Origin of the sequence: uncultured Tateyamaria sp., assembly GCF_947497045.1 — a bacterium.
In the GTDB taxonomy this organism is placed as follows: Bacteria; Pseudomonadota; Alphaproteobacteria; order Rhodobacterales; family Rhodobacteraceae; genus Tateyamaria.
Genome location: NZ_CANMEU010000004.1, coordinates 396,659 through 409,985, shown reverse-complemented (window position 1 = coordinate 409,985; position 13,327 = coordinate 396,659). Strand labels below are relative to the sequence as shown.

The following is a 13,327-nucleotide window of genomic DNA, read 5'->3' as shown; positions in this document are numbered from 1 at the left end:
GGGGTTTTACCCCCGTCGCTTGCGCGACTCCCCCAGAGTTTATTTTGCAAGATGAAGGGATCATGCACCCACCCCGGCCATGAGCAGGCCCAGTTCTTTTTCGTCGGTGTCTTGCGAGAGCCGTTCGCCCATGATCTGTCCGTCGAACATGACTGCCACCCGGTCTGCGAGGCTGAGGATTTCTTCGAGTTCGACCGAGACGAGCAGGATCGCCTTGCCCTGATCGCGTAGCGCCACGATCTGTTGGTGGATGAATTCGATGGCCCCAATATCGACCCCCCGTGTGGGTTGGCCCACGAGCAGCAGGTCGGGGTTGCGTTCGATTTCGCGCGCCAGCACGATCTTTTGCTGGTTGCCGCCCGAGAAGTTCTTGGCAGCAAGCTGCGGGTTCGGGGGGCGCACATCGAACCGGTTCATCTTGGCCTGGGTTTCGGCCTTGATCGCGGCGTTGTTGCTGAGCAGGCCGGAGGTGTAGGCCGGGTCGTGGTGATAGCCAAAGGCGGTGTTTTCCCAGGCTGCAAAGTCCATGATCAACCCTTCGCGTTGGCGGTCTTCGGGCACGTGCGCAATCCCGTTGGTCCGCCGTGAGCGCCCGTCCGAGTATTTGCCCGTCAGGTCAATGGGCTGGCCGTTCAACGTGACCGTCCCGGTCCCATCCGCGTAGCCGCCCAACACTTCGAGCAGTTCGGATTGCCCGTTGCCAGCCACCCCCGCGATCCCGAGAATTTCACCGGCACGCACTTGCAGGTCGATCCCGCGCAGCCGTTCGACTTTTTGTTCGTCCACGACGCGCAGGTTCTGGATGTCGAGCACGACGGGACCCGGCGCGGCAGGTGTTTTGTCCACCCGCAGCAGCACCTTGCGCCCCACCATCAGTTCAGCCAATTGCTCGGGCGACGTTTCGGAGGTTTTGACGGTGGCCGTCATTTCGCCCCGCCGCATGACGGATACGGTATCGGTCGTGTCCATGATCTCGCGCAGCTTGTGGGTGATCAGGATGATCGTCTTGCCCTCTTCGCGCAGCCGCCCGAGGATGCGGAACAGCTGGTCCGCTTCGGCGGGGGTCAGCACCCCTGTGGGTTCGTCCAGGATCAGGATATCGGCCTGTCGGTAGAGTGCCTTGAGGATTTCGACCCGCTGCTGCATGCCCACGCCGATCTCTTCGATGCGCGCATCCGGGTCCACGTTCAACTCGTATTCCGCGGCCAGATCGACCAGCGATTTGCGTGCTTTGGCCAGCGAGGGTTTCAGAAAACCCCCGTCTTCGGCCCCGAGGATGATGTTTTCGAGGACCGTGAAGTTTTCAACCAGTTTGAAATGCTGGAACACCATGCCGATGCCTGCCGCAATGGCGGCCTGACTGTCGGGAATGTCGGTCTTTTGGCCGGCGATGAACACCTCGCCTGCGTCGGCCTTGTAGAACCCATAGAGGATCGACATCAGCGTGGACTTGCCCGCCCCGTTTTCCCCGATGATCCCGTGGATCGTGCCGGGCATCACCCGGATCGAGATATCCTTGTTCGCCTGCACAGGCCCGAACGCTTTGGAAATGCCCTTGAGTTCGATGGCGGGATGGGTGGCGGTCATGTCGGTGATGTTCCCCGATTGGAAAAGGGCCGCGCCGCAACCCGTGCGCAGCGCGACCCTTGTGTCAGTGATGCCGGATCAGAAGTTCAGCGCAGGGCAGCTGTCGTCGGACATGTAATCATGCACGACCAGTTCACCGCTGGCGATCTGAGCGGAGGCTGCGTCAACGGCGGCCTGCATTTCTGCGCTCACGAGGCTGGCGTTGTTGTCGTCCAGCGCGTAGCCGACGCCGCCATTGGCCAGACCCATCACGTTGAACCCGGTTTCCATGTCGGACCCATCGGTAAAGGCCTGATAGACCGCGTTGTCCACCCGCTTCATCATCGAGGTCAGGACTTTGCCCGGGTGCAGATAGTTCTGGTTGCTGTCCACGCCGATCGACAGGATGTTTTCATCCGCTGCGGTTTGCAGAACGCCCACGCCGGTGCCACCCGCCGCGGCATAGACAACATCAGCGCCCTGACTGATCTGCGCTTTGGTCAACTCAGACCCTTTGACGGGGTCGTTCCAGGCCGCAGGCGTCGTGCCGGTCATGTTGGCCACGACGGTCGCGTCGGGATTGGCTGCCTTGACGCCCTGGGCATAGCCACAGGCGAATTTGCGGATCAGCGGGATGTCCATGCCGCCGATGAAGCCGACGGTGCCTGATTCAGAGGCTTTGGCCGCCATCATGCCAACCAGATACGAGCCCTCATGTTCGTTGAACACGACCGAGCGGACATTTGGCGCATCCACGACCATGTCGATGATGGTGAATTTCGTCTCTGGATAATCAGCTGCCACCTGGCCCAATGCGTCGGCAAAGGCAAAGCCGGCCATGACGATCGGGTTTGCGCCTGCTTCGGCAAAGCGGCGCAGGGCCTGCTCGCGTTGGGCTTCGGATTGCAGTTCGATTTCGCGGAACGAGTTGCCGGTTTCTTCGGACCAGCGTTGTGCGCCGTTGAAGGCTGCTTCGTTGAAGGACTTGTCGAATTTGCCGCCAAGGTCAAAAATCAGTGCTGGTTCGGCCAGTGCAGCGCCTGCGGACAGGGCCAGCCCGGCGGTCGCGCCGAGGAATTTCTGCATCAGGGTCATTATGGTATTACTCCCGGTTTTTGTTTGTGGGGGCAGGAACAGCGGGGCCACGCCTGCCCGGGATCGCAGCGATCATGCCGGATTAGGCCGCAGGGGCGGGGTGGGGTCAACCGCTTTTTGCTGATTTGGCGCAGGTGCAAGGCCCATGACCTAAGGGGAAGCTGAACTGTTGGGCGGGACGTGCTTGCGTTGCAGCACGAAGGGCGGTTGGTGTCTTGAGCGGATTTCAGGTCCGGGTGATGGGCAGCGATGCGCGCATCACCAACGCATCCGTGCGCGTCGGTCCGCTTTGGTAATAGGCGGGGCGGCGGGCCATCACCTTAAACCCCAAACGATCATAGAGTGCGCAGGCGGCAGCGTTGTCCTGCGCCACTTCAAGAAATACCGTATCTGCGATTGTTGCGGCCTGTTGCATGCCTTGCTGCATCAGGGTGTGCCCGATCCCCTGCCCTTGACGGGCGGGGTCAACGGCGATGGTCAACAGCTCCGCTTCGCCCGCAACGGCCCGCCACAGCGCAAAGCCGTGCGCATGCGCGGTTAGAAAAACATGTTCACTGTCAATGAGTTGTGCAAACTCACCCGCACTCCATGCGCGTTGATCTTGAAAGGCGGCGGCGTGCAGGCGCGCAAGGGTCTCGGGTGTCATGTCAGGATCGCGGGCGGTGCGTCCCGCGCAGGGGCGGCGTCGGGGGCGCGCAGATAATAGGGCGCGGGTGGGGCCGTCGGGGCAGGCCACAGTGTCGTGGCGTGGGCCGCAATCGCGTGGGCCATCTCATGTGGCGCGGGCGGAGGGGCCGGGTTTGCAATGTCGGCAAGTGGCCCAAGCTGTGGTCCGTTTTGGGTCATGGAATAGGCCATGTCGCGCGGTGCCGGGATCGCCACTATATGTCCGGCAGGCGCAAGCCGTGCGCGCGCTTCGAACCCGGTGACGCCATAGGCCGGGATGCCAAGCCCAAGGGCCAGCCCGCGCGCCGCCGACACCCCGATGCGGATGCCTGTGAAGTTGCCGGGGCCTGTTCCCACGGCCAGTGCATTCAGATCTCTCCAGCCCGTGTCGTGGTCTTTGAGCAGGTCTTGGAGCAAGTCCATCAATCGCTCGGCCTGACCCTTTGCCATATCCTCGGACACGGCACCCAATAGGTGCCCCCCGCGCATCAGCGCGGCGGCGCAATATGCGCCCGAGGTGTCAAATCCGAGGATCAGTGGAGGCGATGCCATCGTCATGCGGTTGTCCGGTTCAGGGCGTCGCGGGCGGTTCCGGTTGCGCGGGGCAAATCATCGTCAATATGCAGCCATGTCAGGGCATTGTGGGCATGTGAATGCAGCTTGGGTGCCAGCGTTTCGATCTGATCGAACAGACCGACGGGAACGTAAATCTGGTTTGGCAGATAGGGAAAGCGGGCGGCAAGCGGTGATCCGCAGCTGGCGCATGACCATCGCTCGACCCCGCTGTCCGCGACATAGGGTGTGCCCATAGTGCCGGTCAGTGCTGTGTGTTCAAAGGCGGCAAATGCCGTCACGGGCGCGCCTGTCCAACGACGGCAATCCGTGCAGTGGCAATAGGCGACCGTGGCGGGAGATCGGGCAAAGCCAAGCTGGGACGCGCCACAATAGCAGCGCGCACTCAGCTCGGCATCAGACGGCGACAGGACGCACCTCTGTCACTTCGGGAATGTAGTGACGCAGCAGGTTCTCGATCCCCATCTTGAGGGTCAGCGTCGAGGACGGACAGCCCGCGCAGGCCCCCTGCATGTGCAGGTAGACCACACCGCGATCAAAGCCGTGGAAGGTGATATCACCGCCATCCTGTGCCACCGCCGGACGCACGCGACTGTCCAGCAGCTCCTTGATCTGACCCACGACAACGCCGTCTTCGCCGGTATGTTCAGCGTGGCCCGATGCGGGGGCGTGATCATCGTCCATCACAGGCTGACCGGATTGGAAATGTTCCATGATCGCGCCAAGCAGGGCGGGTTTGATGTGATCCCAGTCCACGGCATCTGCCTTGGTCACGGTGACGAAATCCGCGCCAAAGAATACGCCCGTGACGCCGTCGACCCCGAATACCCGCTGCGCCAGCGGCGATTTGGTGGCGGCCTCAGCCGTGGGAAAGTCTGCTGTGCCCATTTCAAGCACGGTTTGGCCGGGCAGGAACTTCAGCGTGGCGGGGTTGGGCGTGGATTCGGTCTGGATGAACATCGGCACCTCCTGAGGGTTACTCTTGGATATGCGGATCGTGGGGAGGTCTGTCAAGGTTTGGAATGATTCTAAAAATGAGATGCCAATGTAGGTTTCGCTAAAAATGTCCCTTTAACCGGGCGTTTGGGGTTGGCGGGTAGAGGCTGTGGGACCCAAAGCAGCAGAAAGCCAGATCCATGGCCAACTATACCGTCGGGGGCTACGCCCAAAACGCCTTTTTCATCACGCCTGAGGGCAAGTTGATGTTGGACCCCAATTTTGACGCCAGCGAGGACGCGCTGCGCTATGAGATTGAGGAATCCGATGGCGGCGTGCGGTTCAACGGGGACAACGCCGACGACGAGGTCGGTGACGGCGATCAATATGCCCGCAAGTTCGATGCAAATGGCAATCAGATTGCCGAAGGTGAGGTTTATCTCGAGGAAAGTTGGACGCTGACGGATGGGCAGGGCAACACCGTCACCCTTTATAAAGTCGAAAGCGGCGGAATACATTCAGGTTGGGTCGCGGATGGAGAGATCACTCCCGGTAAGGCATGGACGTATTCGGGGCCGAACGATGTCGTCGCGGGTAACGCGCCGCGCTATGACAGTTTGGTTGCGCCGACCGACGATCCTGACGATGCCAACCACTATACAGGCAGCGACTACGAAGACAGCTTTGTTACCGGCGCGGATGCCGACACGGTCGAGTCGGGGGATGGCGCGGATTACGTCAGCAGTGGCGACGGCGACGACGCAGTTTATGGCGGGTCGGGTGATGACACGCTGGTGGGGGGTGCAGGCCATGACACCCTTCATGGTGACGAGGGCAACGACAACATCTCGGGTGGGTCGGGTGACGATTCGATCCGGGGTGGTGCGGGTGATGACACGCTGAATGGCGGCATCGGTAACGATACGATCTACGGCGATGATGGCGATGACCGTATCGACGGTGGGTCGGGCAGTAATACGGTTACGGGTGGCGCGGGCGACGACACCTTTGTCCAAAGCCAGGACGGACACACCTATGTCACGGATTTCGACACAGGTGATGCGGATGCAGACGGCAATTACAATGACCAGTTGGATGTCACCGAACTGCGCACGTTGGATGGCAAGCCGGTGCGTACGCAGGATGTCGTTGTGTCCGATGATGGCAGTGGAAACGCTGTTCTGATGTTTCCCGAAGGGGAAACGATCACGCTGCAAGGTGTCAGTCCCGAGCAGATGTCGTCGGCTCAACAACTGAACGCGGCGGGCATTCCCTGCTTTGCCGCGGGTACATTTGTGCAGACTGCGCGCGGGCGGGTGCCTGTCGAAACGCTGCGCGTTGGCGACCTTGTGCAGACCCGCGACAACGGTCTGCGCAAGGTACGATGGGTTGGCCAACGCCATTTGGGCGCACGCGCGCTGAACGCCAACCCGAAGCTGCGGCCAGTTCACATTGCGGCAGGAGCCTTTGGGAACACGGTTGATATCCGGGTGTCGGCGCAACATGCCCTGGCGCTTGGCCACCGTGACGAGGCCGGGTCATGTGTGTTGGTGCGTGCCGGTCATCTGGCCCGTCTGCAAGGCGGTCAGGTGCGCACGGCAAACGGGGCGCGATCGGTTACCTATGTCCATCTCCTTCTGGACAGCCACGACCTGATTATGACCGATGGCCTCGCCAGCGAGAGCTTTTATCCCGGTGCGTGGGGGTTGATGTCAGTCGGGACGGACAATATGCGGGCGCTTGGGCGCCTGCTGCCTGATCTTGGCAAACACGGCGTTGTGCAGGCCTATGGACCGACTGTGCATCCGGTCGCACGTTTTTGCATGCTGCCTGACACGCTCAAGGCATTGGAGGCGGTGGCGTAAGCCGCATTACGTGATCGCCTCGAGCCTTTCTTTGCTCAGATCACCGGGTACGATGGTGATGGGGATCGGCAGATTGCCGGCGTTCCGGGTCAATTGGGTGACAAGTGGGCCGGGCCCTTTTTTGTCGGTCCCGGCCCCCAGAACAAGCACGCCAATTTCGGAATCGTCATGCACTTGAGACATGATTTCGTCCACGGGCTGCCCCTCGCGAATGATCAACTCGGGGTCAATGTTCTGCTTGTCGCGCATCCATTTGGCAAAGACTTCGAAATGGGCATGGATGCGCTCGCGCGCCTCTTCCCGCATAACGGCACCCACGCCGATCCAGTGGTTGAACTCATCCGGGGGGATCACCGACAAAATCGCCACACCACCACCCGTGTTTGCAGCGCGCATCGCGGCAAAACGCATCGCGTTAAGACACTCGCGGGTATCGTCCAAAACGACCAGAAATTTGCGCATCAGGTGTCCTTATACTCAGCGGCCCTGATCATGACGCCGCGCGCACAACCTTGCAATCGAAACTTAGGCAGACGCGGCCCAGTCCCAATACATCTCGCGCACCCGGCGCGTGACCGGCCCGATCTGATAGGATGTGTCCTCAAACCCGGTCACGGGGGTGACTTTCATCATGTTGCCCGACAGAAACACCTCGTCTGCATCGGCAAAGTCAGCAAAGGACAGAACCGTTTCGTGCACCTTCATCCCATCCGCGCGCATGTTGGACATGTGCCGGGCGCGGGTGATTCCAGCCAGAAAAGTGCCATTGGGAATGGGCGTAAACGCCTCGCCATCCTTGATCATAAAGACATTGGCGGTCGCACTTTCGGCGACATTGCCCATCGCATCGGCCACAAGTGCGTTGCCAAAGCCACGCTTGCGCACCTCGGCCAGCATCCGCGCATTGTTGGGGTAAAGGCAGCCTGCCTTGGCGTTCACCACGTTGTCTTCCAACACAGGTCGGCGGAACTGGGTGCGTCCCAGAGTGGTCGATGCGCCTTGATCAGCCATTGGCACCGTCTCAAGGCAGATCGCAAAGCCGGTCGATTGCGGTTTGGGCACGATGCCCGAGGTGCCGCCATCGATGGCCCAATACATTGGGCGGATATAGACCGCATCGTCGCGTGTGAACGCAGAAAGCCCTTCGCGCACCGCTGCCACGATGTCTTCGGGGGCCATGGTCGGCGTGATCATCAAGGCCTCGGCCGATCGGTTCACACGGGCGCAATGTGCCTCCAGATCGGGGGCGCGTCCGTCGAAAAAACGTGCGCCGTCAAAGACCGTGCTGCCCACCCAGGACCCGTGATCCGCCGCCCGCATGATCGCGACATCCTCGTCATGCCAGGTCCCATTGTAAAACGTGCGGATCTTTGAGCCGATGGCCATGCGCTGTCCTCCCTTGAGCAGCGCCACGCTATCAGAGACAGGTCATAGGTCCAGACCTTTCAGTGGTTGGAATCCGGAGCCAATTGGTAGACCCCTTCGGGCAGGTCCAGCGCGGCAGCCAGATCACGCACCTGTTCGGGCGACAGGGTGATCTTGACGACGCGATCTGTGCGCGGGTCGAATTGCTCGACCGTGATCACTTCGGCAAAGCTGTTGACCACCACGTCTTCCTGCAGGGGGGTGGCCCCCTCGTCGACCAACGTGATCACCGTGGCGTCGAATTCGTGTTCAATCGTAAACATACGGCCACGCTAGGACATCGGCAGAGCGTTGCAAAGAGGGCCACAAGCGCTTGATCAGGGCTGGCAGCCGATTATGTCCGTGGTAAGTTAGTCATTGTTGATAGTGATAAGGAACCGCACATGACCCGCTTGATGGCCGCGCTGACGCTGCTGATCTTTGCCGCCGCCTGTGATGAGGTCACGACGACGTCGGCACCCTCCGGGCCTCCGTTGCAGGTCCAAAACGTGCAGGATGAGTTGCGTACGGGCAACCAGACGGCGCGTGCGTTTTCGGCCGTGGTGGCCCGGGTCGAGCCCGTGGCCGAGCAGGAATGTCGCCGCCGCACCAGCAATGTGAACTGCGATTTTCGTATTCTGGTCGATGATCGCCCGAACCAGCCGCCCAACGCCTTTCAAACGCTGGATGATAACAACCGTCCCATCATCGTGTTTACCCTTGCCCTGCTGAACGAGGCGCGCAACGCGGATGAGATCGCCTTCGTTCTGGGTCACGAGGCCGCACACCATGTTGAGGGGCACATCGCCCGCCAGAAACAGAACGCCGCTGCGGGCGCTGTCATCTTTGCCGGGCTTGCCACCTTGACCGGTGGTGATCAGGGGGCTGTGGAGTCTGCACAACGTATCGGTGCGCAGGTGGGCGCGCGCAGCTACTCCAAGGATTTCGAGCTTGAGGCCGACGCCCTTGGCACCATCATTACGTCCCGCGCGGGGTTCGATCCGATCGCGGGTGCGCAGTTCTTTAACCGAATTCCGGATCCCGGCGACCGGTTCCTTGGCACGCACCCGCCCAACGCCCAACGGATCGAGACGGTGCGGCGCACGGCGGCGGGCCTTTAGAACATCGTGGGGCTGCGCCGCAACCGCAGCATCAGCCCCACGCTCGACATCACCACCCAGAAAATCTGTATCAGTGCTGATGCCAGATTGAAGCTGACGGCCAGCCCGCTCAGAACACATAAGGCGGCCACGATGTTGATCGCAAAATACATCCGGCTGTGACTGCTGAGCCAGTGGAAGGTCAAAAACCCGTAATTCATCACGTAAAGTGCAAATCCCACGACTCCTACAGCTTCAAAGACGTGCGGCGGCATGGTTGTAAAAAAATTCATTGGAAAAATCCGATGCAAAAATGCGGTCTTAAATCTCAATACCCTTTGCCTATCACGCCAATCCGTAGCTGTCGGGTGGGGGATTCCCGACCTTGAGGCGGCTTGGCCATATATTGACCGACAAAGGGTCGAAATATGCGGTGTCGGGCTGTCCTGTGACGGATCGGGCCGGGATTGATGCCGCCCTCAAGATGCTCAAGGCGGACCGCGCCTATGCAAAGGCGACCCACAATACTTGGGGTGCGTGGTTGCGCGATGGAGGGCCGATCAAGGGGGATGACGGCGAAAGCGGGGCGGGCATGGTCATCTTGCGGATGCTCGAGCGGGACGCCGTGCAAGACCACTTGATCGTGGTCACTCGGTGGTATGGCGGCAAACATCTGGGCGGAGACCGGTTTCGTCACGTGCAGACCTGTGTGCGAGCCTATCTGGACGCGATTTGATCTGCGTCAAGGCGCGTAGGCGGGATCTGCGCCACCGTCGGGCCATACCGATGCAACTGCACAAGGATGATCTGATGACCTCGCTTTTGCTGAAACGCCACGCCACTCTTGTTGATCGTATGGCCACTGCGCGCGGACTCGACCTCGAAGAGGCGACTTTGCGCGGGGCTGTTGCCCCGTCTGAGTTGCCGGATATGGTGCTGCGCTGTGTGGGATGTACCCGGACAGTGATGTGTGAAACATGGCTTGATGCCCAGATCGGTACCGTGTCTGCGGCACCGCATTACTGCCGCAATGCGCACGCATTGAGCGACATCGCCAAGCGTCTAGGCTGAGACGCCCAAAGACACCGCACCAAAGAAACAGGCCGATGCGGCCAGCACGAAACTGTGCCAGATCGCGTTCTGAAACCGCAGACCGTCGCGTGCAAAAAATGCGGTTCCCACGGTGTAAAGCAGCCCGCCCGCTGCGATCAACGCGACGGCGGATGCAGGCAGCGCCTGCCACATTGGCCAGATCAGCAGCACGCTCGCCCATCCCATCGCGAGGTAAAGGGCCAGCGAGCCGCGGGCGTCCGTGGCCCAAAAGCTGAGCTTGGCCAGCGCCCCGAACAGCGCCACCAACCACACCCCGGCCAGCACCGCGTAGGCAAAGGCCGACCCGATCAACACCACCAGAGGCGTGTAGGTCCCCGCGATTTTGAGGTAAATTGCGGCATGATCGATCCGGTGAAAGACCGGGCGACTGCAATCCCAAGGCAGCAGGTGATAGGCCGTCGAGGCCAGCAACGAGAAAATCAGAAAGGTCGCATAGATGCTGGTGGCCGCAATCTGCGGCACGCCATGCGTCTGACTGACATACAGGATCAGCAGCACGCCTGCGCCAATGGCGGCCGCGAGGCTGATCAGATGCACGCCGGCATCCGCCAGCGTTTCACGCGTGGAATAGGGATATGCCATGATCTCAAGCGTGCCGGGGCAGGCCCGCCGCGTCCAGTCTCATTCGCGCGAGGGGGCTGGTGACGTTGCGCGAGCCTGTCGACGCAGATGCCAGCGATAGATCAGCGGTGCGGCCATGTGATCGTAGAGCTTTGTGGCCGCCCAATGCGCCCCCGGCAATGACACCAGCCAGGCCAGCCAGCGATATCGCGGCATATCCCGCCAAAGCACGATAAAGGCCGGGATGCCTGAATAGGTTTGCCCACCTTTGCGCACGTATAGGCGTCGTGCAGCTTCGTCCGGTGTCATGCCCCAGGCTGTGGTGTCCTCGGTGTTGAGATCCTCGAACGCGATGGGCAGCCCGGTTTCGTCACTATACTTGGCATAGTGGTCAATCTCGAAACTGCATACGGGGCAGTCGGCATTGTAAAGAACGCGGGTTTCATCGGTCATGTGCGAAAGATAGCGGTATGTGGCCTCGTCCACAGGAGGCAAACCGCCGCACCTCAGCGGGGTTTGTTCCCGTCGATCCAGCGCGACATCATCACCTTGTCCTTGAAACACTCCGCTGGAATGTCACGGCGTTTGAGACGGGCAATCCGTTCGGCAAACTGCACCTGTTTCGCGCTTGGATAATTGGAGAACCGCGAGGTGGGCACCGCCGCTTTCGTCTGATCGATCCACACCGACAGCCCCGTCTTGTTACGCAACAGATGGGTGGGCAGTTTGGTCCCCGTTTTGGCCGCCAGACTGTGTGCGAAAGCGATCTGTTTTTCCGTGGCGGGCGTTGTGTCGGGCACGTCGATGGGCAGCGCCCCTTGGGCAGGGTCGAAAAGGCCGGGCTGATACGAGTGGTAGGACATATGCGTGCTCCGTTCTCTTGCGGGAGAACAAATATAGAACACGAGGTGCGTGTTTGCAAGGGTTTGGTTGGCGTGTCCCTGAAAATATATTAATATCAAAGGATTGATGGGTGGCGGAGGGCGCCTCCGCCTTACGCCATCACACCAGTCGGCCCCATAGGTCGTAGTCGCCCGCTTCGTCCACTTGGACCGTCGCGATGTCACCGGGGTTAAGTGCTTCGAACCCTTCGTCGATGAACAGGTTGCCGTCGATTTCGGGCGCGTCGGCTTTGGTGCGGCAGGTTGCGGCCTCGCCGTCGACCTCGTCCACGATCACCTGACAGGTTTGGCCGACTTTGGCCGCCAGTTTGGCTTCGGAAATGGCGGCGGCTTTCTCCATGAACCGTTCCCACCGCTCTTGTTTGACCTCCGGGGCGACGTGATCTGGCAGCGCGTTTGAGCGCGCCCCGTCCACGTTTTCGTATTGAAAGCAGCCCACCCGGTCGAGTTGCGCCTCGTCCATCCAGTCGAGCAGGGTCTGAAATTCCGCCTCCGTCTCACCGGGATAGCCCACGATAAAGGTCGAGCGTAGGGTAAGCTCCGGGCAGATATCGCGCCAGGCGGCGATCTCGTCCAGCGTTTTGGCCGCTGCAGCGGGCCGCGCCATGCGTTTGAGCACATCCGGGTGCGCATGCTGGAACGGGATATCGAGATAGGGCAGCACCAGCCCGTCCGCCATCAGCGGGATCAACTGGCGCACATGCGGGTAGGGATAGACGTAGTGCAGCCGCACCCACGCCCCAAGCGATCCCAGATCACGGGCCAGATCGGTGATATGGGCACGGTGGTCGCGATCTGTCGCATGTTTGATGTCAATGCCATATGCCGAGGTATCCTGCGAGATCACCAGCAGTTCGCGCACGCCCGCCTCAACCAGTTTTTCGGCCTCGCGCATCACCGCGTGGGCGGGGCGCGATTGCAGCCGTCCGCGCATGTCGGGAATGATGCAGAACTTGCACTTGTGATTGCAGCCTTCGGAGATTTTCAGATAGCTGAAATGGCGCGGTGTCAGGCTGATTCCGCGCGCAGGCAGCAGATCGACAAAAGGGTTGGGGTCGGGGGGCACGGCGGCATGCACCGCATCGAGCACCTGTTCGTATTGGTGTGGCCCGGTCACGGCGAGGACTTTGGGGTGGGCCCCGGTGATATAGTCCGGTTCAGCACCAAGGCATCCTGTCACGATGACCCGCCCGTTTTCTGTCAGCGCCTCGCCAATCGCTTCAAGACTTTCGGCCTTGGCACTGTCGAGGAATCCGCAGGTGTTCACGATCACCGCATCTGCCCCGCTATAGTCGGGCGAAATCCCATACCCTTCGGCGCGCAGTCGGGTGAGGATGCGTTCGCTGTCCACAAGCGCCTTGGGACAGCCCAGGCTGACCATTCCGATGGTCGGCTGGCCGGGGCGGTCATTGCGTTTCAGCTGGGCCTTGGGGGCAAGGTCGGGGCGAAGGTCTGGTGGGTTGGTGCTCATAAGGTGCCTCATAGGCGATGAAACCCTGCGCGAAAAGGGTTGGGGTTGATTGGGATGCTGCGTTAAGCTGATTTC

General features: G+C 60.8%; 18 protein-coding genes. 4 read left to right on the top strand and 14 right to left on the bottom strand.

Annotated features, from left to right (window positions below; all coding sequences use genetic code 11):
* Nucleotides 1-60 precede the first annotated feature (60 nt).
* The 6 genes from Q0859_RS11540 to Q0859_RS11515 form a co-directional block, all read right to left on the bottom strand.
* Nucleotides 61-1,587 carry an ABC transporter ATP-binding protein gene (locus tag Q0859_RS11540; RefSeq protein ID WP_299151286.1) on the bottom strand — a complete coding sequence of 509 codons (1,527 nt, stop codon included), beginning with the start codon at nucleotides 1,585-1,587 and terminating at the stop codon, nucleotides 61-63.
* 78 nt (nucleotides 1,588-1,665) lie between these two features.
* Nucleotides 1,666-2,661 (bottom strand): BMP family ABC transporter substrate-binding protein, encoded by a 996-nt coding sequence (locus tag Q0859_RS11535; RefSeq protein WP_299151283.1) that lies wholly within the window; start codon nucleotides 2,659-2,661, stop codon nucleotides 1,666-1,668.
* A 226-nt stretch (nucleotides 2,662-2,887) separates the two neighbouring features.
* Nucleotides 2,888-3,307 (bottom strand): ribosomal protein S18-alanine N-acetyltransferase, encoded by a 420-nt coding sequence (gene rimI / locus Q0859_RS11530; protein WP_299151281.1) that lies wholly within the window; start codon nucleotides 3,305-3,307, stop codon nucleotides 2,888-2,890.
* On the bottom strand, nucleotides 3,304-3,879 hold the full coding sequence (gene tsaB, locus Q0859_RS11525) for a tRNA (adenosine(37)-N6)-threonylcarbamoyltransferase complex dimerization subunit type 1 TsaB (RefSeq protein ID WP_299151279.1): 576 nt from the start codon (nucleotides 3,877-3,879) through the stop codon (nucleotides 3,304-3,306). Before tsaB ends, rimI begins: the two co-directional genes overlap by 4 nt.
* 2 nt (nucleotides 3,880-3,881) lie before the next feature.
* The gene (locus Q0859_RS11520; protein WP_299151481.1) at nucleotides 3,882-4,289 is read right to left on the bottom strand and encodes a GFA family protein; all 408 of its coding nucleotides are present in this window, start codon (nucleotides 4,287-4,289) and stop codon (nucleotides 3,882-3,884) included.
* 7 nt (nucleotides 4,290-4,296) lie between these two features.
* Nucleotides 4,297-4,860 carry a NifU family protein gene (locus tag Q0859_RS11515; RefSeq protein WP_299151277.1) on the bottom strand — a complete coding sequence of 188 codons (564 nt, stop codon included), beginning with the start codon at nucleotides 4,858-4,860 and terminating at the stop codon, nucleotides 4,297-4,299.
* Between the two features lie 176 nt (nucleotides 4,861-5,036).
* On the opposite strand from Q0859_RS11515, the gene Q0859_RS11510 reads away from it, so the two are divergent.
* A complete protein-coding gene (locus Q0859_RS11510; RefSeq protein WP_299151274.1) occupies nucleotides 5,037-6,701 on the top strand; it encodes a Hint domain-containing protein in 1,665 nt (554 codons plus the stop codon).
* A 6-nt stretch (nucleotides 6,702-6,707) separates the two neighbouring features.
* Here the strand turns inward: Q0859_RS11510 and Q0859_RS11505 are convergent, their stop codons facing one another.
* The 3 genes from Q0859_RS11505 to Q0859_RS11495 form a co-directional block, all read right to left on the bottom strand.
* Nucleotides 6,708-7,163: a universal stress protein gene (locus tag Q0859_RS11505; protein WP_299151271.1), complete on the bottom strand. Its 456-nt coding sequence runs from the start codon at nucleotides 7,161-7,163 to the stop codon at nucleotides 6,708-6,710.
* Between the two features lie 63 nt (nucleotides 7,164-7,226).
* Complete coding sequence (locus tag Q0859_RS11500) at nucleotides 7,227-8,087, bottom strand: branched-chain amino acid aminotransferase (protein ID WP_299151268.1); 861 nt, start codon at nucleotides 8,085-8,087, stop codon at nucleotides 7,227-7,229.
* A 59-nt stretch (nucleotides 8,088-8,146) separates the two neighbouring features.
* Entirely contained in the window at nucleotides 8,147-8,389 is a 243-nt protein-coding gene (locus Q0859_RS11495; RefSeq protein ID WP_299151266.1) for a hypothetical protein, read from the bottom strand.
* Between the two features lie 120 nt (nucleotides 8,390-8,509).
* Here Q0859_RS11495 and Q0859_RS11490 point away from each other — a divergent pair, with 120 nt between their 5' ends.
* On the top strand, nucleotides 8,510-9,226 hold the full coding sequence (locus Q0859_RS11490) for a M48 family metallopeptidase (RefSeq protein WP_299151264.1): 717 nt from the start codon (nucleotides 8,510-8,512) through the stop codon (nucleotides 9,224-9,226).
* On the opposite strand, the gene Q0859_RS11485 is transcribed toward Q0859_RS11490, so the two are convergent.
* Nucleotides 9,223-9,498, bottom strand: a complete 276-nt coding sequence (locus Q0859_RS11485) for a hypothetical protein (RefSeq protein ID WP_299151261.1) — start codon at nucleotides 9,496-9,498, stop codon at nucleotides 9,223-9,225. The two genes, Q0859_RS11490 and Q0859_RS11485, sit on opposite strands and share 4 nt — an antisense overlap.
* A gap of 92 nt (nucleotides 9,499-9,590) precedes the next feature.
* On the opposite strand from Q0859_RS11485, the gene Q0859_RS11480 reads away from it, so the two are divergent.
* On the top strand, nucleotides 9,591-9,941 hold the full coding sequence (locus Q0859_RS11480) for a YigZ family protein (RefSeq protein ID WP_299151259.1): 351 nt from the start codon (nucleotides 9,591-9,593) through the stop codon (nucleotides 9,939-9,941).
* Nucleotides 9,942-9,991: 50 nt separating this feature from the next.
* Entirely contained in the window at nucleotides 9,992-10,276 is a 285-nt protein-coding gene (locus Q0859_RS11475; RefSeq protein WP_299151257.1) for a DUF6455 family protein, read from the top strand.
* Here the strand turns inward: Q0859_RS11475 and Q0859_RS11470 are convergent.
* The 4 genes from Q0859_RS11470 to rimO form a co-directional block, all read right to left on the bottom strand.
* Nucleotides 10,268-10,900 (bottom strand): hemolysin III family protein, encoded by a 633-nt coding sequence (locus Q0859_RS11470; RefSeq protein WP_299151253.1) that lies wholly within the window; start codon nucleotides 10,898-10,900, stop codon nucleotides 10,268-10,270. The two genes, Q0859_RS11475 and Q0859_RS11470, sit on opposite strands and share 9 nt — an antisense overlap.
* A gap of 39 nt (nucleotides 10,901-10,939) precedes the next feature.
* Complete coding sequence (locus Q0859_RS11465) at nucleotides 10,940-11,332, bottom strand: thiol-disulfide oxidoreductase DCC family protein (protein ID WP_299151242.1); 393 nt, start codon at nucleotides 11,330-11,332, stop codon at nucleotides 10,940-10,942.
* Nucleotides 11,333-11,385: 53 nt separating this feature from the next.
* Nucleotides 11,386-11,742, bottom strand: coding sequence for a hypothetical protein (locus Q0859_RS11460; protein WP_299151238.1), 357 nt, complete (start codon nucleotides 11,740-11,742; stop codon nucleotides 11,386-11,388).
* A 139-nt stretch (nucleotides 11,743-11,881) separates the two neighbouring features.
* Nucleotides 11,882-13,252, bottom strand: a complete 1,371-nt coding sequence (rimO, locus tag Q0859_RS11455; RefSeq protein WP_299151231.1) for a 30S ribosomal protein S12 methylthiotransferase RimO — start codon at nucleotides 13,250-13,252, stop codon at nucleotides 11,882-11,884.
* Between the last annotated feature and the right edge of the window lie 75 nt (nucleotides 13,253-13,327).

Coding starts and splice junctions, on each gene's coding strand:
- Q0859_RS11540 (WP_299151286.1), bottom strand. CDS start 1,587: ATGACCGCCACCCATCCCGCCATCGAACTCAAGGGCATTTCCAAAGCG.
- Q0859_RS11535 (WP_299151283.1), bottom strand. CDS start 2,661: ATGACCCTGATGCAGAAATTCCTCGGCGCGACCGCCGGGCTGGCCCTG.
- rimI (WP_299151281.1), bottom strand. CDS start 3,307: ATGACACCCGAGACCCTTGCGCGCCTGCACGCCGCCGCCTTTCAAGAT.
- tsaB (WP_299151279.1), bottom strand. CDS start 3,879: ATGGCATCGCCTCCACTGATCCTCGGATTTGACACCTCGGGCGCATAT.
- Q0859_RS11515 (WP_299151277.1), bottom strand. CDS start 4,860: ATGTTCATCCAGACCGAATCCACGCCCAACCCCGCCACGCTGAAGTTC.
- Q0859_RS11510 (WP_299151274.1), top strand. CDS start 5,037: ATGGCCAACTATACCGTCGGGGGCTACGCCCAAAACGCCTTTTTCATC.
- Q0859_RS11505 (WP_299151271.1), bottom strand. CDS start 7,163: ATGCGCAAATTTCTGGTCGTTTTGGACGATACCCGCGAGTGTCTTAAC.
- Q0859_RS11500 (WP_299151268.1), bottom strand. CDS start 8,087: ATGGCCATCGGCTCAAAGATCCGCACGTTTTACAATGGGACCTGGCAT.
- Q0859_RS11495 (WP_299151266.1), bottom strand. CDS start 8,389: ATGTTTACGATTGAACACGAATTCGACGCCACGGTGATCACGTTGGTC.
- Q0859_RS11490 (WP_299151264.1), top strand. CDS start 8,510: ATGACCCGCTTGATGGCCGCGCTGACGCTGCTGATCTTTGCCGCCGCC.
- Q0859_RS11485 (WP_299151261.1), bottom strand. CDS start 9,498: ATGAATTTTTTTACAACCATGCCGCCGCACGTCTTTGAAGCTGTAGGA.
- Q0859_RS11475 (WP_299151257.1), top strand. CDS start 9,992: ATGCAACTGCACAAGGATGATCTGATGACCTCGCTTTTGCTGAAACGC.
- Q0859_RS11470 (WP_299151253.1), bottom strand. CDS start 10,900: ATGGCATATCCCTATTCCACGCGTGAAACGCTGGCGGATGCCGGCGTG.
- Q0859_RS11465 (WP_299151242.1), bottom strand. CDS start 11,332: ATGACCGATGAAACCCGCGTTCTTTACAATGCCGACTGCCCCGTATGC.
- Q0859_RS11460 (WP_299151238.1), bottom strand. CDS start 11,742: ATGTCCTACCACTCGTATCAGCCCGGCCTTTTCGACCCTGCCCAAGGG.
- rimO (WP_299151231.1), bottom strand. CDS start 13,252: ATGAGCACCAACCCACCAGACCTTCGCCCCGACCTTGCCCCCAAGGCC.